The sequence below is a fragment of the Hephaestia mangrovi genome (assembly GCF_019880555.1).
GTDB classification, from domain to species: Bacteria; Pseudomonadota; Alphaproteobacteria; order Sphingomonadales; family Sphingomonadaceae; genus Sphingomonas; species Sphingomonas mangrovi.
The window spans coordinates 119,029-138,660 of the sequence record NZ_JAINVU010000008.1; the positions used below are offsets into that span (position 1 = coordinate 119,029).

The window sequence follows — 19,632 nt, forward strand, 5'->3', positions numbered from 1 at the left end:
CGGCCGACGGCGAACCAACGGCCATCAGTCTGAGATCAACGTGCGTAGAGAATGATCATCGCGACGGCGAACGCCATCAGGCCGAGCAGTTCGGCCGCGGCGAAGCCGATGTACAGCGTGCCGGTCTGGCTGGCGGCGGCCGACGGGTTGCGCAGCGCGCCCTGGAGGAACGAGCCGAACACGAAGCCGACGCCCGCCGACGCGGCGCCGACACCGATGGCGGCGAGACCAGCGCCGATGACCTGAGCAGTTGCGAGATCCATTTTGTAACTCCGTAAGATAAAAGGTGACGAACGAAAAACTCAGTGCAGATTGACCGCGTCGTTGATGTACAGCGCGGTGAGAAGCGCGAAAACATATGCCTGGATCGCGCCGACCAGCAGTTCGAGCGCGTTGACGAACGTCACGAACAGGAAGGCGAGGACCGAGATCGCATAGCCTAGCCCGCCGGCGTTGATTCCCTGGACGACGAAATTGCCGAACACGTCGAGCAGGATGTGGCCCGCGAACATCGCGATGAACGGCCGCAGCCCCAGCGAGAACGGGCGGACCAGGAACGAGATAAGCTCGATCGGGAAGATGAACAGCGCCAGGATGAACGGCGCGTCCTTCGCCCAGAACAGGCTGAAGAAGTGCAGCCCATGCCGCCAAAAGCCGACCGCCAGCACGATCGCGAAGCTGGTCAGCGACATCGTGCCGGTGACGATGAACTGGCTCGTCACCGTGAACGGATGCCCGCCGGGGATGATCGCGAACGGCATCGCACCGATGATGTTGGCGAACAGGATGAAGGTGAAGGCGGTGAACACCCAGGGGAGGTATTTGCGCCCCTCCGGCCCGATCGACGAGCGGGTGATATTGTCGCAGAAGCCGACATAACCCTCGACCGCGGCCTGCCAGCGACCGGGCACGATCTGGCGCTTCAATCCGCCCCACATGAACACCAGGATCACCGCCAGGACGATCATCATCCACAGCGACGAGTTGGTGAACATGAACGGAGAACCGGTCAGCGTCTCCGACCCCACGGGGTGGATCATGAACTGGCTCATCGGGTCGATCTTGGCTTGAACGGCCACGCTGATAATCCCTGTTAAGTCGCTATGGAACGGGCCTTATTCAGGCCGCTCCCTGGAAATCTTGAAGACCTGGAAGCAGGCGCCCGCGAAGCCCAAGAAAAGCAGCGCCAGCATGATCCACGGCCGCGTACCGAACACGTAATTGTCGAGCAGCCAGCCGACGATGCCGCCCCCGAGTGGGTATCCGACCAACGTCGAGATCACGCGCTGGCCGGTCTTCTCGCCGGGACCGGGCACGCCGAAGCTCGACGACGGGTGCGTGCGCTCTTCCTCGGCGCGACGCGCGGCGCGCAGCCGCTCCTCGAGCGAGGCGAGCTTGGGATCCTCTCCACCCGGCATCTGTTCTGGTTCTTGCGCCACGAAGCGAACTCGTCCTTGCCAACCGGTCCATCACGAAAACATATGCGAAACCGGCGGGGAAGCATGCCTCCCCGCCGCGCGGCCGATCGTTTAGGAAGCGTTGACGGGCAAGTCAACCGCGCCGCACCGGCGCCGCGGGAGTCCTGCCCTGCCGCCGCTCAGCCGTGGCTTACGGGCAACGCGAATCGCGCGTCGGCGCGCCCGAACCGCGGGTTTGCCAAGTGCCGTTCGGCGCCTGATATTTCTCGCCCGGCGACGTCTTGGCGATCAGGTTGCACCCCGAAGTGAAGGCGAAATCCTCCACACTCGCGCCCTGCGCGGCCGCCGCCTTGGTGTAAGCCGAGCGGCGCCGGATGTTGATCGAATCGACCAATTTCTGGATCGCCGGCGGCTGGCTGCCAACGGTGCCGAGATAGCCGTCGGGCTTCTCGCCGATCTGGCCCGCCTTGCGCGCCGCCTCATAAGCAGGGTCGCGCTGCGCATAAGCCGCACCGGAAAAACCTGCCGCCATCACCGCCGCAGCGGCGATCGAAAGAATGAGCTTGCCCTGTTTCATCATCAGAAAATCCCCGGATTCTGCTGGATCACCGATTTTGCCTCGCTATCGAGCCGGTAAACCACCTGTTGCGTCACGTTGATGTTGAGATCGATCTGGATCGGCTTGGTCGGCGCGTTGACCGTCACACATCCGCCGAGCAGCCCGCTCGTGCCCATCATCGCTGCAATCACCATGCTCCTCATGGCTACCTTGGTCGTAACCCCGGCGCCGTTCGTCAATACGGGATTCTTCATGGCACAGTCTCGCTTTCGGTGGGCTGAATGGGCGGTTTTGCTGGCGTTGTCCGCTCGGATTGCTGCTGCTCCTGGTCGAGCAGTTCCTTGATCTTGTCCTTGGGCAGGCTGTTGGGATCGTAGAATGACTGCACCGACGTGATGAGCTGACGGAAGGGCGCGTGAATCGTGACGTTGAACACGAACGGCAGGTGCATCAGCCGCTTGACGAGGAAGTTGGCGTGCGTGCCGGCGCCCTGGTGGATGCCGGCGAACTTCACCTGGGTCACCATCTCGCCGGCGAGCGGCCCGTTCATCGTGATGTCGAGGCTATCGTATCGGAGCGATTTCAGCGCCTGGAACGCCATATTGCCCCAGGTGCCGAGATCCTTCTGAGAAAGATCGCCGACATATGCGATCGTGCCGCCGCTTTGCCGCACCGTAAGATGGCCGTTCTCGATGCGCCCGCCGTTTACATCGAACACCATCGGCAGGGTGCCGTCGAACACGCCGCTCGCGTCGAGATTCTTGAAATCGAATTTCTGGATGAACTGCGCGGCATCCATTCCCTTGACGTCGAACGTCAGCCGCCGCGCCTTGCCTTCCGAAAAATCGAGCAGCGTCGGCCGCAGTGTCAGCGTGCCGCCGGAAAACGGCCATTCGGCCCCCAGCACCCTGACCTGCGTGCTCGACTGCGTCTGGTAATGAATCTCGCCGTCGTCGACCTCGACGCCGGGATTGATCGCATCGACCGTCGCCACCTGATCGGGCGCGCTGACCATGTTGAGCAGATCGGTGAAGTGAATGGTGGTGCTGAGCCCCGTGACCGGGCCGAACGCGGCGGCGAGGTTGGTGCCCTTGGTGGCGAAGGTGCCGGTGCTCGAGACGCCATCCGGCGACCAGGCGATATGCCCCTCACCCTTGATGCTGCCCTGCACGTCGGCAATCACGCCGAAGGTCAGTGGGGTCAGCTTGTCGGGCTGGAAGCCCTTGTCGAACGCGATCCCCGGCACCGCGAGATCGGCATGGCCCTCGCCGCTGCCGAGATCGTGACGGATCGATACGTCGGTTACTTTCACGCCGCTGTCCGGATTGGCCAGCGTGGCGGTCGCGGTGATGACGTTGCCGGCGAGCTTGAGCGCGACATCCTTGCTGTCGAGCGGATTGAACCGCGGCGATGCCGCCGCATCGGCGACGGTCAGGCCGCCGGTCACGTCGAGCACGCCATCGGCGAAGCGCCAGTCGCCATCGGCCCTGGACATCACCAGCGGCACGTTGGCGATCTGTCCGCCGCCGTCGCTGAAGGTGCCTGAAATCCCGCCGCCCGCGATCCGGCCGTCGAGTGTCGCCATGTCGAGCCGCGTCTGCTTGTCAGCCGGGCCGAGCTTGATCGCGACCTGCTGCAGCGCGAAGCCGCGGTCGGCGAGCGCGATGTCGCCGCCGGAAAGATCCAGCGACAGCGGCGAACCGCCAAGTCGCCCGGCGAGATGTGTTGCCGCCAGCCGGGCGCCGCCGGCGACGCGATTGCCATCGATCGCCAGCAACGCGCCGCCACGCGGGCACAGATGCGTCGCGGTCTTGCCGAGATCGAGCCCCGAGACGACCAGCCGGTCGAACCCGGCCGCCGCGCAATCCGGATCGATCAGGACGCGCTTGTCGCCGTCCCAGCGGCCATCGATTGCCAACCGGCCCCGATCGAGCCGGCCGTTGGTGCCGATCGGCCCGGTCAGCGTCACGACCGTCGAGAAGCGCGTCGCGCCCGACGGGCTCGCGGTAAAGGTGACGGGGGTCAGCGCCAGCATTGCGCCGCCGGCGGCATAGGGGCGAATGATCGCGCTGCCCGTCACCGGCGCGCGCGCGCGCGGCTGCGACAGGCGGATCGCCGCCTCGGGCAGCCCGCCGCCAGCCAGCGCGAGCAGGCCATCGATCCGCACGCCGCTGTCCGGCCAATCGTAGATGACGCCGTCGCCGTCCGATAATGACGCATGAGCCCCGCTTGCCGAATTGAGCACGAGGCGCGACACCCCGATCCGGCCGCCGCGTTTCGATTGCAGCGCGACGACATCGGCATCGAGCGAAATCGATCGCGCAGCCGCCGCGCCTGCCTTGGCGAGCTGCGCGGCAAGCGGGCCGACTGGCGTCCCGGCGCCGCTCGCGCCGAAGGCAGCAATCCGCGCAACCGCCGCACGCGACAGCGCGGCGTCATCAGCCGACGCCCGTCCCTGGAAGCCAACGAACGGCGGTTCGACGCGATAGCCGCCGGCGAGATGCAGCGCGCCGCCGGTCAGCCCGCCGCCGGCAAATTCCGACGCGTCGAGATCGAGGCTGCCGCCGGTGCGCTGCGCCGATCCGTCGAACGACACGGTGCCGGCGAGCTTTTCCATCCGCCCCTGCGCCGCGTGGAGCGAGGCGAGCGCCAGCTTCGCCTTGCCTTGCCAACGATCGAGCCGGTCGCCGAGCGTGGCGTCGAGATCGACGCTGGCCCCGTGCATCGCGGCGTCGCCGCAGATAAGCTGCCCGGCGCGCAGGGGGCCGGCGAGGTGGGGCTGCGCATCAGCGATGTGGATCGCCACGGTTGCCGCGACCCGATCCGCGACGCACGGCCCAATCGCCAGCTTCGCCGACACTGCCGCGAGATTGCCCGAAAAGCCGTCGTCTAGCACGCCGCTGCCCGTCACCTTGAGCCCGACGACACCAGCGGGCGTCTCGAGGTGCATGCGCCCGTCCTGAACCGCGACGTTGAGATGCGGCAGCACGAATGGCTTGCCCGAAGGCACGGGCAGCAGGTGGTCGAGGGCGCCGAGCGACAGGTGGCCATCGACCAGCCGCCCGCGCAATCGTACGTGTCCGGCACTGAGCCCGGTGACATGCGCGCCATGTAGTCCGAGCGTGGTATGCACCTCGACCCAGTCGGCGACGAGATCGGGATGCGCGGGATCGCCGATAACGAGATCGGTGAGCCGCTGGCGGCCGAGCCCGAGATCGTCGATGTGGTAGCTCGCCGCCACGCCTTTCGCGGCCAACGTCTTGTCGACGACGTGCGAGGCGATCGGCTTGCGCTCAATCCACACGCCACCGATCACGACGGCGACCGCCAGCAAGGCGACGCCGGCCAACCGCCCGGCACGCCGTGCTCGGGGCGCTCCCGCGGCGTCGATCGTCTCCTCCTCGCTTGCAGGCGTCACGCCGTCAGTTTCTCCCCTGGGTTCTGGCGGCGCAGGACATCGCGCCGGTCGGCAAGCCCTTCAAGCATAGGCAAGATGAACGCAGGCGCAATTGCGCGGTGAAGGGCGCTCGCCTAATCACGATCCCGATGAAGGACGCCAACCCCAACGCCGGCCATCGCATGCGGTTGCGCACGCGGCTGATCGAGAGCGGCGGCGACGGGCTGCTCGACCACGAGCTGATCGAATATCTGTTGATGCTGGCGATCCCGCGAATCGACACCAAGCCGCTCGCCAAGCGCCTGCTTACCGAGTTCGGCGGCATTGCCGGGCTGCTCACGGCCGATGCCGAGGCATTGCGTCGCGTTGACGGCATGGGGGACGCCGGGATCGCCGCGCTCAAGATCGCGCAAGCGGCGGCGCTGCGGCTGCTGCGGGCCGAGGTCGCCGGGAAGCCGGTGCTGTCCAACTGGCAGGCGCTGCTCGATTATCTCCGCGCCGATATGGCCCATCATCCGATCGAGCGCGTCCGCGTGCTCCATCTCAACACGCGCAACATGCTGATTCGCGACGAGAAGATCAGTGAAGGCTCGATCGACGAGGCGGCCGTGCACGTCCGCGAAGTGATCCGCCGCGCGATCGACCTGAGTTCGGCCTCGCTGATCCTCGTGCACAACCACCCGAGCGGCGATCCCTCGCCGAGTCGCGCCGATATCGACCTGACGCGCGGTATCATCGAGGCGGGCAAGCGCCTCAACATCGCTGTCCACGATCATATCATCATCGGCACGCAGGGCCATTCGAGCCTGCGTGCGATGGGGCTGATTTAGGCCCGCAAAAAGAACCAGCCCGCTCCCCGGACGGCCGAGGGGCGGGCTGGTGCCGTCGCAAACTCAAATGACGGCCGCCGGACCGGGGGGCGATCCGGCGGCCGGTCGAAGGACCGTACGTCCGTAGTGACCGTACAAAACGGACCTTCGACACGAACGGGATCGGCGCGAACGCCGTCCCCCGCCCAATTCCGGCATCGCCGCTGCTGTCCTTCTAGCCGACGTGCCGATTTGTTCGAGCCATAACACGCGACGAGCCGGTTTGGACCTGATGTGGATCGGTTTGCCGCAGCGGCTCGTCCCTGCTACCGCGCGGCTCGACGCGGGTCCGTGACGGATTTGCGACGACCCGAAAATCGCCTTCCAAGGAAACAGCCGATGGTCCCCCGCTACGCCCGGCCGGCAATGACCGACATCTGGACGCCGGAAAGCCGCTTTCGCATCTGGTTCGAAATCGAGGCTCATGCGACCGATGCGCTCGCCGAACTCGGCGTCGTGCCCAAGGCAGCCGCCAAGGCGATCTGGGAGAAAGGCGCGTTCGAGGTCGAGCGGATCGATGCCATTGAAGCCGAAGTGAAGCATGACGTCATCGCCTTCCTGACCAACGTCGCCGAACATGTCGGCGAGCCGGCGCGCTTCATGCACCAGGGGATGACGAGTTCCGACGTGCTCGATACCTGTCTCGCGGTGCAACTGGCCCGCGCCTCGGATATCCTGCTGGAAGACCTCGATGCGCTGCTCGCCGCGATCAAGCGCCGCGCGCTCGAGCATAAATACACGCCGACGATCGGCCGCAGCCACGGCATCCATGCGGAACCCGTCACCTTCGGGCTCAAGCTCGCGCAAGCCTATGCCGAGTTCGATCGCAACCGCGCCCGCCTGGTCGCGGCGCGCGCCGACGTCGCCACCTGCGCGATCTCGGGCGCGGTGGGGACGTTCGCCAATATCGATCCGCGCGTCGAGGCGCATGTCGCCGAAAAAATGGGCCTCACCGTCGAGCCGGTCTCGACCCAGGTCATCCCGCGCGATCGCCACGCGATGTTCTTCGCGACGCTGGGGGTGATCGCCTCGTCGATCGAGCGGCTGGCGACCGAGGTTCGCCACCTGCAGCGCACCGAGGTGCTCGAGGCCGAGGAATATTTCTCGCCCGGCCAGAAGGGCTCGAGCGCCATGCCGCACAAGCGCAATCCGGTGCTGACCGAGAACCTCACCGGTCTGGCCCGCATGGTGCGCGGCTATGTCACTCCGGCGCTGGAGAATGTCGCGCTGTGGCACGAGCGCGACATTTCGCATTCGTCGGTCGAGCGGTTCATCGGGCCTGACGCGACGATCACGCTCGATTTCGCGCTCGCGCGACTTACCGGCGTGATCGACAAGCTGGTCGTCTACCCTGCGCGGATGCAGAAGAATCTCGACCGGATGGGCGGCCTCACCAATTCGCAGCGCGTGCTGCTGGCGCTGACCCAAGCCGGCGTCAGCCGCGAAAATGCCTATCGCCTGATTCAGCGCAACGCGATGAAAGTGTGGGAATCGGACGGCGCACTTAGCCTCGCCGAGTTGCTCAAGGCCGATCCCGACGTCACCGCCGCGCTATCCCCGGAGGAAATCGACGCCCGCTTCGACCTCGATTACCATTTCAAGCACGTCGATACGATCTTCGCCCGCGTATTCGGCGAGGCCGCCTGATCCTTCGTCCCGCGTCAGGGCGTCGTCAGTTGGCCGCGGATCTCGCCACCGGGATGCGCCTTGGTGTGGACGTTGAAATACCATTTGCCCGCCTTGAGGTCGGCCATCTGGTCGGCGGTCAGCACCGCGCTACCCTTGATCGGGCTGGCGAGATTCTCGATCTTGATGATCGGCGGCGCATTGCTTCCCGGCGCGGCCGGCCCGTGGAAATGCGCGGCGACCGCCGGGCCGGTGAGGCCCGAATAGCTGATGGTGTAGGTGAACGTGCGCGTGGCGGTATCGAGATCGGCCTCCACCGTGCCGGTGCCGCTGGTATCGTTGGGCGGCACTTCGGACGCGCCCGTCAGCGTGGTCGCATAGTGGATCGTCTCGGCGCGTAGCGGGCTGGCCGTGCCCATCGCCAGAACGCCCACCGCCAGTGCAGCGAGTGGCAGCTTCATCTGCAGTCTCCCTTTGGGCGCCGAGTCGGCGTCAGCGCCATCAGGCCATCATGAGCCACGCGATGCAAGCGCACTGCCGCGGCGAAGGGTCACGCCGCGTTGTCGATACCGAGTTCGCCGAGCTTGCGGTAGAGCGTCGAGCGCCCGATGCCGAGGCGGCGGGCGACTTCGGTCATGCGGCCGCGATAATGGCCGATCGCGAGGCGGATGACATCGGCCTCGATCTCCTCGAGCGCGCGCAGGTTGCCGTCGGCCTGGAACAGGGTGACGCCGCTTCCGGTGACGATCGCCCGGCCGTCGCGTTCCGATTGCTTGCCTTCCAGCGCGGCGATCTGCGGAAAATCCTCGCGCGTCAGCGCGGGCGCCTCGCACAGGATGGCGGCGCGGAACAAGGCGTTCTGCAATTGGCGGACGTTGCCGGGCCAATCGTAGCTGGCGAGCAGCTGCAGCGCCTCGTCGGTGATGCCCATCGGACGCAGGCCCGGCTGGCGCGCGATCCGGGCGAGCAAATGACGCGCAAGCGCCGGGATGTCGCCGGTGCGTTCGCGCAGCGGCGGGATCGTCACCGTCACGACGTTCAGGCGATAATAGAGATCCTCGCGGAAACGCCCGGCCTCGACCTCGTCGAGCAGCTTCTTGTTGGTCGCGGCGATCACGCGGACGTCGATCTGGCTGGCATGGCGGGCGCCGATCGGATGGACTTCGCTCGATTGCAGCAGCCGCAACAGCTTGACCTGGGCGTCGAGCGGCATCTCGCCGATCTCATCGATGAACAGGGTGCCGCCCTCGGCTTCCTGAATCCGCCCGATCTTCCGCTCGAACGCCCCGGTGAAAGCCCCCTTTTCGTGGCCGAACAGTTCCGATTCGACCAGATTCGCGGGAATCGCACCGCAATTTACCGTGATCATCGGCTTCTTCGAGCGCGGGCTGGCGGCGTGAATCGCCTCGGCCACGACCTCCTTGCCAACGCCGCTTTCGCCCTCGATCAGCACCGGCACGCGTGCGCGCGCGGCCTTGGCCGCGATCGCCAGCGCGGCGCGGAACATCGGCTCGGAACCAACGATTTCGTCGAAACCGAGCGCGGCCGGGATCTTTTCGGTAAGCGGCCTCAACTCACCCGCCGCCTTGCCGCCGACCGCGGCTTCGAGCGCGGCGAGCAGGCGCTCGGGCGCGAGCGGCTTGACCAGGAAATCGGTGGCGCCGGCGCGCATCGCGTCGACTGCCTGGGCGACCGAGCCGTTGGCGGTCAACATCAGCACCGGCAGAGCGGGGCGGCGCGACCGCAGCTCGGCGATCAGCCCAGCGGCATCGGCGTCTGGCGTCCAGTGATCGAGGATGATCGCATCGAGCTGCATCCCGTCCTGGGTGCCCAGCGTCGCGATCGCCATCTCGCCGTCGCCGGCGAATATCGAACGCCATCCGCCCCGCGCGGCGAGCGCGGAAACGAGGCGGCGCTGCGCCGGCTCGTCGTCGATCAGCATCAGCAAGCGCTGGCCGTTGCGAGTCATGAACAGATCCCCATTTCGTCCCGGTTTGAGACGAAACATAGGCGGAAAGGGTAAACGGCTTCTTAAGCGCGCCCGACCCGGGACGCGCCGACGCGGCTTCTTGGAAGGACGAACAAGCCGCTTGAGCGAAACGGGGGCGCTGGCTAAAGTCCCCGCAAAATAAACGGGGAAAGTGAGGAGCCATGGCCGAAAGCGGCGACATGAAGGCGCATGAAGCGACCTATCACAGCATCATGGGGCTGCTGAAATGGGGCGCGGTGGGCTGTTTCTTCATCGCCTTTTTCGTCATCTGGCTGATCTCGTGAGCGGTTGCCGCGGGTGAAGATCGCGGTCGTCAAGGAATCCGCCCCGGGCGAAAAGCGCGTTGCCGCGACGCCTGAAACCGTCAAGAAATTCTCCGCGCTCGGCGCCGAAATCGCGGTCGAGCGCGGCGCCGGGACCGCGTCGTCAGTCGCTGACGGTGATTATGAAGCCGCCGGCGCGACGGTTGCCGATCGCGCGGGCATTCTGAAGGACGCCGATATCATCCTCGCCGCGCAAGGCCCCGATCCGGCCAGCCTCGCCGGTGCCAAACAGGGTGCCTGGCTGGTGGCCATCCTCAACCCGTTCGGCGAGCGCGCCCGGATCGATGCCTATGCCGCTGCGGGCATCGAGGCGCTGGCGATGGATTTCATGCCGCGCATCACCCGTGCGCAATCGATGGACGTGCTGTCCTCGCAATCGAACCTCGCCGGCTACAAGGCGGTGCTCGACGCGGCGGCCGAATATGGCCGCGCCTTCCCGATGATGATGACCGCGGCCGGCACCGTATCCGCCGCGCGGGTGTTCGTGATGGGCGTCGGCGTCGCGGGTTTGCAGGCGATTGCCACCGCGCGGCGGCTGGGTGCGCAAGTCTCGGCCACCGACGTGCGCTCGGCGACCAGGGAGCAGATTCAGAGCCTCGGCGCCAAGCCGGTGTTCGTCGAGGCGGTCGCGGGCATCGAGGGCGAGGGCTCGGGCGGCTATGCCGGTGAGATGAGTGACGAATACAGGAAGGCGCAGGCCGAACTCGTCTCCTCGCACATCGCCAAGCAGGACGTGGTGATTACCACCGCGCTGATCCCCGGCAAGCCCGCGCCGCGGCTGATCGCCGACGCGCAGATCGCGACGATGCGGCCGGGCAGCGTGATCGTCGATCTCGCCGTGGAGCAGGGTGGCAATGTCGAAGGCGCGGTCGCCGGCGAGGTGATCGAGAAACACGGCGTGAAGATCGTCGGCCACCGCAACGTGCCGAGCCGCCTCGCCGCCGACGCTTCGGCGCTCTACGCGCGCAACCTGTTCAATTTCCTCTCCGCATTCTGGGACAAGGAGCAGGGTAAGCCGGTGCTCGACGAGGAGATCGGCGATGCGGTGCGGCTCACCCAAGGCGGCAAGGTGGTCAACGCGCGCCTGAACGGCTGACGGAGGAAGAACATGGACTTCATCTCGATCCTGTCGATCTTCGTGCTGGCGGTGTTCGTCGGCTATTACGTCGTGTGGTCGGTGACGCCGGCGCTGCACACGCCGTTGATGGCGGTGACCAATGCGATTTCCTCGGTGATTATCGTCGGCGCACTGATCGCCAGCGCGGCGGCAGGCAGTGCGACATCGAAATGGCTCGGGCTGGCGGCGGTTACGCTGGCGAGCGTCAACATCTTCGGCGGCTTCGCGGTCACCCAGCGGATGCTGGCGATGTACAAGAAGAAGGAACGGCCGGCGGCCGGACAGAAGTAACTCATCACCTCGGCCGCGAGCCGGGGCCCCGCTTCTTCGGGGGCGGGATAACAGCGGGACCCTGGGTCAAGCCTGGGGTGACGGAAGGGGACAGAGGACAGTGGAGCACGCAGCACCGGTGAATCCCTGGGTGGCGCTGGCCTATCTGGTCGCGGGCGTGTGCTTCATCCTCGCGCTGCGCGGCCTGTCGAGCCCGGAGAGCAGCCGCAAGGGCAATCGCTTCGGCATGATCGGCATGGGCGTGGCGATCATCACGACGCTGGTGACGCACGTGCCGATGGCGATGAACGGCTGCCCGCTCGGCCTCGGGCGCTGCGCGATTCTCGATTCGCCGATGATCGACTGGACGACGGTGATCGAAATCCTCGTCGCCATCGCGATCGGTGCCGGGATCGGACTCACCATCGCCCGCCGCATCGCGATGACGGCGATGCCGCAGCTCGTCGCGGCGTTCCACTCGCTGATCGGGCTGGCAGCGGTGCTGGTGGGGTGCGCGGCGTGGCTCAATCCGTCAGCGTTCGGCATCGCCGATGCGGCGGGGCACGTGCTAACCGTCAGCCGGATCGAGATGGGGCTGGGCGTGGCGATCGGCGCGATCACCTTTTCGGGCTCGGTGATCGCGTTTGCGAAGCTCAACGGCAACATGTCGGGCAAGCCGATCCTGCTGCCGGCGCGCCACGCGATCAACCTGCTCGTAATCGTCGCGATCCTGGCGCTGATCGGCTATTTCACTGCGGCGACCGACGCGGCGACGGTGTTCGTGCCGATCGTCGTTCTGTCGTTCCTGATCGGCTTCCTGCTCATCATCCCGATCGGCGGGGCGGACATGCCGGTCGTGATCTCGATGCTCAACAGCTATTCGGGCTGGGCAGCGGCGGCGATGGGGTTCACGCTGCACAACACCGCGATGATCATCACCGGCGCGCTGGTGGGCTCGTCGGGCGCGATCCTTTCCTACATCATGTGCAAGGCGATGAACCGCAGCTTCGTCAGCGTGATCGCCGGCGGGTTCGGCGCGGTGGCGGACGCCGGCGGCGCTGCGGCGATCGACCGGCCGTGGAAGCGCGGATCGGCCGACGACGCCGCATTCCTGATGAGCCAGGCCGAGCAGGTGATCATCGTCCCCGGCTATGGCATGGCGGTGGCGCAGGCCCAGCACGCGCTCAGGGAAATGGCCGACAAGCTCAAGGCGGAGGGCGTACGCGTCAAATACGCGATCCATCCGGTCGCGGGGCGCATGCCGGGGCACATGAATGTGCTGCTGGCCGAGGCCAATGTGCCCTATGACGAGGTGTTCGAGCTGGAGGACATCAATTCGGAATTCGCGCAGACCGACGTGGCGTTCGTGATCGGCGCCAACGACGTCACCAATCCGGCGGCGAAGACCGACAAGTCCTCGCCGATTTACGGGATGCCGGTACTCGACGTCGAGAAGGCCAAGACGGTGCTGTTCGTCAAGCGTAGCATGGGCGGGGTCGGCTATGCCGGCGTCGACAATGAGCTGTTCTATCGCGACAACACCATGATGTTGCTCTCCGACGCCAAGAAGATGTGCGAGGAGATCGTGAAGGCGCTGGATTGATCGGGGGATCGATCCACAACCAAGGGGGTATTTCATGACGGTAGGATCGATCCTGCGCGGCGGTTTCGGGCTGATCCGCACGCGTCCCGGCGCGGTGGCGATATGGGGTGCCCTTTACCTCGCGGCGGCGCTGCTCGGGCTGGCGTTCGTCACTCCGGCGATGAGCACACTGGCCGCAACGCCCCCCGATTTCGAGGCGATGCGTCCGATCATGGGCATGATCTGGCTGTACGACCTGTTGCTGCTGGTGGTCATGACGGTGATCTTCGCGGCGATCTTCCGCGCCGTTATCAGGCCGGACCAGAGCCGTTTCGCCTATCTGCGACTCGGCATGGACGAATTGCGGCTGATCGGGCTGGCGCTCCTGCTGGGGATCGTCGCGGTCGTCGCGATGGTGATCGCATCGCTGTTGATCGCCCTGCTGGTGGGGGTGATCGGCTACGCGATGGGCACTCAGGCGGCAGTGGTCGTGCTCAGCGTCATCTTGTTCATCGCGCTGGGCTGCGCCGCGCTTTGGCTGGAGGTGCGGCTGTCGATCGCCTTTCCGCTTACCATCATGCGCGGGCGGATCACGATCGGCGAAGCGTGGCGGCTGACCGCGGGACGGTTCTGGACCTTGTTCGGCGCGTATCTGGTCGGCACGCTGGTCATCAGCTTGCTTTCGATGATCGTCTTCTGGCCGATGTTCGGCAGCTATCTGGTCGATATGATGCACGCGAGCGGCGATCCGCAGCGGATGAACGCGATTGCGCAGGCGCAATTGGCGCGGACGCTTCATCCCGGTCCGGCGATGATCGCGATGTGGCTGGTCGGTGGCGCGGTCTATGCGATCGGGCTGGCGCTCGGCGGCGGCATGGTGGCGACCGCCGCAGTCGAGCTTACCGGGAACGGCGACGGCGAAGCGGCGATATTCGATTGACCGGCAAATTCATCCGTTTCGGATGAATCGTCGCAGCCCCAGATCGGCTACCGTCGTGTTTCGCTCGACAATGGAGGCACTTCACCCGGCCCGAAACGGCGGTATGCGTAAATTGGGCAAATCACGAACCGGGGGTGTCGCACCATGAACGATAGCAGCCTGTCCGACGATTTCAGCTTCGCCAACCCCGGCGCGCGGCCCGCCAACGTGCTGATCATGGCCGATCGCGGTGTCGGCGGTGATGAAGCGTGCCGCGCGATCGAAGCGGCAAGCGCCCGCTCGATCGGGCGCATCGGTTGGGATGAGGCGCCTGCGCGGCTGGGCGACCATGCTGTGGTCGACGTGATCCTGGTCGAAGCAGAATCGGCCAGCGACGACCAACTCGATGACGTGCTGCCGCGCCTCGACACACTGGCACGCGCCACCGACGCGCGGATCGTCGTCGCGCTGGATCAGGCACAGATCGATCGCGTCACCGCCAGCTTGTTCGGCACACACGTACAATGGCTCTGCACGCCTGGCTTGACCGATCGCGTCGCCGCGCTGAGCGTCGCGGGTATTGCCAGCACCCAGCTTGCCGATTCGCTGCGCGAAGCGGAGAGCGAGCGGTTGCGCCGCCTCAACGAGGAAGTCGCACGGATCGCGCAGACGCTAGCGCGGCTCGCCTCGCGCGACGACGGCGACGCGGCCGAGCGGCCCGATATGCTCGGCGACCGCCGGACGGGCTATGCGGCCACGCCCGCCACCCAGCCGCGTCCCGTCGATCCCCAGGACGTGCGCCGTGCGATCCGCTCGCGACGGCTGCGTGAGCAATTCTTCCCGGCGACGCTGGTCGAGGATCCGGGTTGGGACATGCTGCTCGACCTGTTCGCGGCCGAACTCGAGGATCGCGGCGTATCCGTGTCGAGCCTGTGCATCGCGGCCGCCGTCGCGCCGACCACCGCGCTACGCTGGATCGGCAAGATGACCGAAGCGGGGCTGTTCGAGCGTCGCCCCGATCCGTTCGATCGCCGCCGCGCGTTCATGATGCTGACCGAAAAGGCGCGGCAGGGAATGCACTTCTATTGTCGCGCCGTTCGGGAAGCCGGCCTCGCGATCGCCTGAGCCGCGCCAGCGGCATCGTCGTACGCTTGCTCATCGCGAAAACGGCGCTATGACGCGACTTCCGCAAGCGCGGGCGGTTAGCTCAGTTGGTAGAGCATCTCGTTTACACCGAGAGGGTCGGCGGTTCGAGACCGTCACCGCCCACCATTTTAGCGTTCCAAAAACGCTTGAGAAATCCTTGAAACCCCCGGAAATCTGCGGTATTTTACGGAGTGTAAGGTCCATTGGGTCCTAGCACATTCCATCAAATCTCGCCGTTTTTGGGGTGGATTGGGGGCTTCGGGATGGACCTTTTTTTGAAAAAGGCCCCCACGATGCCGTTGACAGATTTCGCGATAAGAAACGCCAAGCCGCGCGATAAGCCATACAAGCTTGGCGACTTTGCAGGATTGTACATCCAGGTTCAGCCAACTGGCAGGAAGTACTGGCACCAAAAATACCGATTCCAGGGTCGTGAGAAAAAGCTTTCGATCGGTCTCTACCCCTACGTTTCTTTGAGCGAGGCTCGAAAGCGGCGCGACGAGGCACGCGCTCAACTTGCTATGGGCAAGGACCCCTCCCGAGAAAAGCAGCTTGCGAAACTTCGTGCCTGGAGCACCGCTGGCAGCAGCTTTGGCGAGGTCGCCGCGGAGTTTCTCGAAAAGCGAGACCGAGAGGGGATGTCTGCGGCTACGTTGGAGAAGAGCAAATATTACATCTCTCGCTTGGGTCCAGCGATCTCCCGCCTGCCTGTCTCGGAAATCACGACGCTGGAGATCCTCGCGGCCCTCCGCAAGATCGAGGCCAAGGGCAATTACGAAACCGCGCGGCGGGTGTTGCAGTTGACCGGTCGCGTATTCCGCTACGCCGTTGCGACCGCTCGCGTCCCGGCCGACCCGACGCGCGATCTACGCGGCGCGCTGACCGCACCCCAGTCGAAGCACTTCGGCGCGATCATCGATCCCGAGGGTGCCGGCGGATTGCTTCGAGCAATCGACGGTTATGAAGGTTATGAGCTGACGAAGCTGGCCTTGCAGCTGGCGCCCCACGTCTTCGTTCGGCCCGGCGAAATGCGTCATGCCGAATGGCGGGAGGTCGACCTCGACGCCGCGGTCTGGTCTATCCCGATAGAGAAAATGAAGATGCGGCGACCGCATCATGTCCCTCTGTCGCGGCAATCGAGCGCCCTGTTCAAGAAGATCGCCGAAATTTCGGGCCCGACCGGCTATGTTTTTCCATCGATCCGGACGCCGCAGCGTCCGATGAGCGAGAATACCATCAACGCCGGGCTTCGGCGTCTCGGGTTCTCCGGCGACGAAATGACTGCCCATGGCTTTCGAGCAATGGCGAGCACGTTGCTCAACGAGTCAGGTCGCTGGTCCGCCGACGCGATCGAGCGCGCGTTGGCGCACGGTGATGCCGATCGAGTGCGATCCGCCTATCACCGCGGAGCTCATTGGCGAGAGCGCGTAGAAATGGCTCAGTGGTGGTCCGACTATCTCGATCAGCTGAAAGCGGGCGGCGATATAATCGAGGGCAGTTTTACCAGGGCGGCGATTCGCTAATCGCCTATGGTGAGTTGGCTCCCGGTCAGGCCTGACATCGAGCGTCATCGCGTTGCTCGCAACAAGTCGACAACTTCAGAGCTGATCACGGCTGTGTGCTGCTTTCGTAGCATATCGGATTGCGCATCCATTCGTTGATCGCTGACTCCCGCCAGCCGGCGCAGCGCGCAGCGATCCGTACCTGGCGAGGAAACGTCCCCGCCTCGATCTTGCGGTAAAGCGTCGAGCGGCTGAGGCCGGTGCGATCGAGCACCGTGTTCAGCCGGAGAATGCGATCGGGCGTGTCGGTCATGTCGTGATCCAATCTGGTCTGTGGTGAGGTCCGACAGGCAGAATTGGCCCTCTTGTCGCTGGCACAAGGGGGCCGAGCTCCGGCGTCACCGGACGAGTACCGGGGTGCATCACAAAGGTACCCTTGGCTTTCCTACCGAGGTAACTTCGGCGTCTCCCGCCGATGGCGTGACCGCGCTCTACGTCGCTGCGCGCCGCCGGGCCGCTGGCGCGTCCCGGTCCATGCGGATGACGATCGCGTGACGCTTTGGCCGGTGCTGCGCCCCGGCATGGGGACACCCGCGTCGGCGGGTGGCGTCTGGCGCTGACCGCGCGTCGATCTGGCGAGGTGGGCGTCGCTACCCGTTAGGCCCGCCGCGGCGTGCCGCAACCCGCTACGCGGGTCCTCCTCTTCGTTACGGCCCTTTGGGTGCTGCCCGCCGCTCGTGCGGGCCTGCCGGTCCGCTCCTGCCGCCCACCCCGCCATTCCGGCGCCGGTTGCGGTGGTTGGGAGTAAGGAAGATGGAAAAGAGCGAGCGGCAGAGCCTCTATGCCGAAGTGACCGCGCGGGTCGTTGCCGAACTGGAGGAAGGGCGGCTTCCATGGGTGCAGCCTTGGGATGCCGCGGCATGTCCGTGCGCCATGCCCGCCAATGCGGTGACCGGGCGGCGCTATTCAGGGATCAATGTGCTGATCCTTTGGGCGGCGGTCATCGAAGGCCGATACGCGTCGCAGCGCTGGCTGACCTACCGGCAGGCGCAGGCAGCGGGCGGCAACGTCCGCAAGGGCGAGCGGGGAACGACGGTCTGCTATGCGGATCGCTTTACGCCCCGCGACGAGCAAGAGAAGGCGATCGACGAGGATCGCGAAGCGCGAACGATTGCGTTTCTGAAGCGCTTCACCGTGTTCAATATCGACCAGTGCGAGGGACTGCCCCAAGCCATGGCGACGACGCCTGAGGTTCGGCCGGAAGCCGAGATGATGCCCGTCGTTCGGTCGCTGATCGAAGCGAGCGGCGCGGACTTCAGGATTGGTGGCGGCGAGGCCTATTATTCGCCGGGCGGCGACTATGTCGCGGTCCCGCCCCAGGCCGCGTTCGGCGAGCCGATCAACTGGTATCGCACCGCGCTTCACGAGCTTGGCCATTGGACCGGGCATTCGACCCGGCTCGACCGTGACCAACGCGGGCGGTTCGGCAGTGTTGATTATGCCCGCGAGGAGCTTGTGGCGGAGATGGCGAGCGCGTTTGCCTGTGCGTCGCTGGCGATCCGGCCGACCGTGCGGCATGCCGATTACATCGCCAGCTGGCTGAAGGTGCTGCGCGACGACGATCATGCGATCTTTCGGGCGGCCAGCGCGGCCAGCAAGGCGGCGGATTATCTGCTCGCGTTCGCACCGGAGGGGGAAGCGTGAGCGCGCGGGCGGGTAATGCCCGCATTCGCCGCCGGCTGGTCAGAGCGCTGGCAAAGCTGCCCGAGCGGCAACGCGCGGTCTACATTGCGCTTGCCCGCGATGGTCTGACTTATGAAGCGCTGACCGAGCGGTTCGGCGTCGGCGTGGACGAGATCGAACGCGACTTCGCCGCAGCGCTGGCGACGCTCGCCGACGCGATCGACGCACCGGCGGTGCCGCGGGGCCGGCGGTTCATTCGCGGGATCAGCCGGAAAGGGTCAAAATGACTGTAACCGCCTCGCCCGCATTGCTGGCGAGGCTGTTCGCTGCGCTGTCATGCCGTTAGGATCATTGCCGATGCGCACCGATCTCGACCATCTGCCGCCCGCCAAGCAGCGCGAGCTCGAGCGCGTTGTCGAGATCCTGTTCGAAGAATTCGAAGATGCGACCAAGCTGGCGACCGGCAAGCGCAAGGCCGGCCGCATCCTCAAGCTTATCCTGTTCGGCAGCTACGCCCGCGGCGGCTGGGTCGATGAGCCGCATACCGAAAAGGGCTACCAGTCCGATTACGACCTGCTGATCATCGTCAACCAGACCGAGCTCACCGACCGCGCCACCTATTGGTATCGCGCCGACGAGCGGCTCATGCGCGAGATGACGATTACCAGGACGCTGCGCACCCCAGTCAATTTCATCGTCCACACGCTCCAGGAAGTGAACGACGCGCTCGCGCACGGCCGGTTCTTTTTCATGGACATCGCGCGCGACGGCGTCGCGCTCTACCAAGCCGACGACAAGCCGCTGCACAGCCCGCGGCCGAAGACGCCCGAGCAGGCGCTGGAGATGGCGCGGGAGTATTTCGAGGAGTGGTTTCCGAGCGCTGCCGCATACGCGGACGGAGCAAAGTTTTACGTTGAGAAGAACCGGCCGAAGGAAGCAGCCTTTCAGCTGCACCAAGCCGTGGAGCGACTTTACCACTGCGTCCTACTGGTCAGCACCTTCTACACGCCGCACGTCCATAATATCGGCTTCCTGCGCAAGCAGGCCGACAAGCTCGACGCACGGCTGGTGCACGTCTGGCCGCGCACCACGCGCCAGGATCGGGCGCGGTTCGAGAAGCTCAAGGACGCCTATGTGAAAGCGCGCTACTCCAAGCACTATCGCATCACCGAGGAAGAGCTTACGTGGCTCGGCGAGCGCGTCGAGGAACTCGGCCGCGCGGTGCAGGAAG

General features: G+C 65.6%; 21 protein-coding genes and 1 tRNA gene. 13 read left to right on the plus strand and 9 right to left on the minus strand.

Features of this window, described 5'->3' with window-relative positions:
• Window positions 1-35 precede the first annotated feature (35 nt).
• From K7G81_RS15930 to K7G81_RS15955, 6 genes are all read right to left on the minus strand, one after another.
• Window positions 36-263: a F0F1 ATP synthase subunit C gene (locus K7G81_RS15930; protein ID WP_223031804.1), complete on the minus strand. Its 228-nt coding sequence runs from the start codon at window positions 261-263 to the stop codon at window positions 36-38.
• 39 nt (window positions 264-302) lie between these two features.
• Window positions 303-1,085, minus strand: a complete 783-nt coding sequence (locus K7G81_RS15935) for a F0F1 ATP synthase subunit A (protein ID WP_439649558.1) — start codon at window positions 1,083-1,085, stop codon at window positions 303-305.
• Window positions 1,086-1,115: 30 nt separating this feature from the next.
• A complete protein-coding gene (locus tag K7G81_RS15940; RefSeq protein WP_223031805.1) occupies window positions 1,116-1,439 on the minus strand; it encodes an AtpZ/AtpI family protein in 324 nt (107 codons plus the stop codon).
• A gap of 169 nt (window positions 1,440-1,608) precedes the next feature.
• A complete protein-coding gene (locus tag K7G81_RS15945; RefSeq protein ID WP_223031836.1) occupies window positions 1,609-1,995 on the minus strand; it encodes a YdbL family probable chaperone protein in 387 nt (128 codons plus the stop codon).
• Window positions 1,996-1,997: 2 nt separating this feature from the next.
• Window positions 1,998-2,231 carry a YnbE family lipoprotein gene (locus K7G81_RS15950; RefSeq protein ID WP_255587173.1) on the minus strand — a complete coding sequence of 78 codons (234 nt, stop codon included), beginning with the start codon at window positions 2,229-2,231 and terminating at the stop codon, window positions 1,998-2,000.
• Window positions 2,228-5,395 carry an intermembrane phospholipid transport YdbH family protein gene (locus K7G81_RS15955; protein WP_369412132.1) on the minus strand — a complete coding sequence of 1,056 codons (3,168 nt, stop codon included), beginning with the start codon at window positions 5,393-5,395 and terminating at the stop codon, window positions 2,228-2,230. Before K7G81_RS15955 ends, K7G81_RS15950 begins: the two co-directional genes overlap by 4 nt.
• Window positions 5,396-5,523: 128 nt before the next feature.
• Between K7G81_RS15955 and radC the strand changes: the two genes are divergently transcribed.
• Complete coding sequence (radC, locus tag K7G81_RS15960) at window positions 5,524-6,204, plus strand: RadC family protein (protein WP_223031839.1); 681 nt, start codon at window positions 5,524-5,526, stop codon at window positions 6,202-6,204.
• Between the two features lie 378 nt (window positions 6,205-6,582).
• Window positions 6,583-7,890 carry an adenylosuccinate lyase gene (gene purB, locus K7G81_RS15965; protein ID WP_223031806.1) on the plus strand — a complete coding sequence of 436 codons (1,308 nt, stop codon included), beginning with the start codon at window positions 6,583-6,585 and terminating at the stop codon, window positions 7,888-7,890.
• Window positions 7,891-7,904: 14 nt separating this feature from the next.
• On the opposite strand, the gene K7G81_RS15970 is transcribed toward purB, so the two are convergent.
• Entirely contained in the window at window positions 7,905-8,330 is a 426-nt protein-coding gene (locus tag K7G81_RS15970; RefSeq protein WP_223031807.1) for a CHRD domain-containing protein, read from the minus strand.
• An 89-nt stretch (window positions 8,331-8,419) separates the two neighbouring features.
• The gene (locus K7G81_RS15975; protein WP_223031808.1) at window positions 8,420-9,838 is read right to left on the minus strand and encodes a sigma-54-dependent transcriptional regulator; all 1,419 of its coding nucleotides are present in this window, start codon (window positions 9,836-9,838) and stop codon (window positions 8,420-8,422) included.
• 182 nt (window positions 9,839-10,020) lie between these two features.
• On the opposite strand from K7G81_RS15975, the gene K7G81_RS15980 reads away from it, so the two are divergent.
• The 8 genes from K7G81_RS15980 to K7G81_RS16015 all read left to right on the plus strand — a co-directional run bounded on the left by K7G81_RS15980 (window position 10,021) and on the right by K7G81_RS16015 (window position 16,739).
• Entirely contained in the window at window positions 10,021-10,143 is a 123-nt protein-coding gene (locus K7G81_RS15980) for an aa3-type cytochrome c oxidase subunit IV (protein ID WP_223031809.1), read from the plus strand.
• A gap of 13 nt (window positions 10,144-10,156) precedes the next feature.
• Window positions 10,157-11,278, plus strand: coding sequence for a Re/Si-specific NAD(P)(+) transhydrogenase subunit alpha (locus K7G81_RS15985; protein WP_223031810.1), 1,122 nt, complete (start codon window positions 10,157-10,159; stop codon window positions 11,276-11,278).
• A gap of 12 nt (window positions 11,279-11,290) precedes the next feature.
• A complete protein-coding gene (locus K7G81_RS15990) occupies window positions 11,291-11,590 on the plus strand; it encodes an NAD(P) transhydrogenase subunit alpha part 2 (protein ID WP_223031811.1) in 300 nt (99 codons plus the stop codon).
• 100 nt (window positions 11,591-11,690) lie between these two features.
• Window positions 11,691-13,172: an NAD(P)(+) transhydrogenase (Re/Si-specific) subunit beta gene (locus tag K7G81_RS15995; protein ID WP_223031812.1), complete on the plus strand. Its 1,482-nt coding sequence runs from the start codon at window positions 11,691-11,693 to the stop codon at window positions 13,170-13,172.
• Between the two features lie 34 nt (window positions 13,173-13,206).
• Complete coding sequence (locus K7G81_RS16000; RefSeq protein WP_223031813.1) at window positions 13,207-14,091, plus strand: hypothetical protein; 885 nt, start codon at window positions 13,207-13,209, stop codon at window positions 14,089-14,091.
• Between the two features lie 144 nt (window positions 14,092-14,235).
• Window positions 14,236-15,195, plus strand: a complete 960-nt coding sequence (locus K7G81_RS16005) for a winged helix DNA-binding protein (protein ID WP_223031814.1) — start codon at window positions 14,236-14,238, stop codon at window positions 15,193-15,195.
• A 71-nt stretch (window positions 15,196-15,266) separates the two neighbouring features.
• A tRNA-Val gene (locus K7G81_RS16010) sits at window positions 15,267-15,342 on the plus strand.
• A 167-nt stretch (window positions 15,343-15,509) separates the two neighbouring features.
• Window positions 15,510-16,739, plus strand: coding sequence for a tyrosine-type recombinase/integrase (locus tag K7G81_RS16015; RefSeq protein ID WP_223031840.1), 1,230 nt, complete (start codon window positions 15,510-15,512; stop codon window positions 16,737-16,739).
• An 85-nt stretch (window positions 16,740-16,824) separates the two neighbouring features.
• On the opposite strand, the gene K7G81_RS16020 is transcribed toward K7G81_RS16015, so the two are convergent.
• Window positions 16,825-17,031 (minus strand): helix-turn-helix transcriptional regulator, encoded by a 207-nt coding sequence (locus K7G81_RS16020; protein ID WP_223031815.1) that lies wholly within the window; start codon window positions 17,029-17,031, stop codon window positions 16,825-16,827.
• 500 nt (window positions 17,032-17,531) lie between these two features.
• Between K7G81_RS16020 and K7G81_RS16025 the strand changes: the two genes are divergently transcribed.
• The 3 genes from K7G81_RS16025 to K7G81_RS16035 form a co-directional block, all read left to right on the plus strand.
• A complete protein-coding gene (locus tag K7G81_RS16025; RefSeq protein ID WP_223031816.1) occupies window positions 17,532-18,422 on the plus strand; it encodes an ArdC family protein in 891 nt (296 codons plus the stop codon).
• Window positions 18,419-18,688 carry a sigma factor-like helix-turn-helix DNA-binding protein gene (locus K7G81_RS16030; protein ID WP_223031817.1) on the plus strand — a complete coding sequence of 90 codons (270 nt, stop codon included), beginning with the start codon at window positions 18,419-18,421 and terminating at the stop codon, window positions 18,686-18,688. The genes K7G81_RS16025 and K7G81_RS16030 overlap by 4 nt, the downstream gene beginning before the upstream one ends.
• A gap of 70 nt (window positions 18,689-18,758) precedes the next feature.
• On the plus strand, window positions 18,759-19,632 hold an 874-nt coding region (locus K7G81_RS16035), incomplete at its 3' end, for a HEPN domain-containing protein (RefSeq protein WP_223031818.1).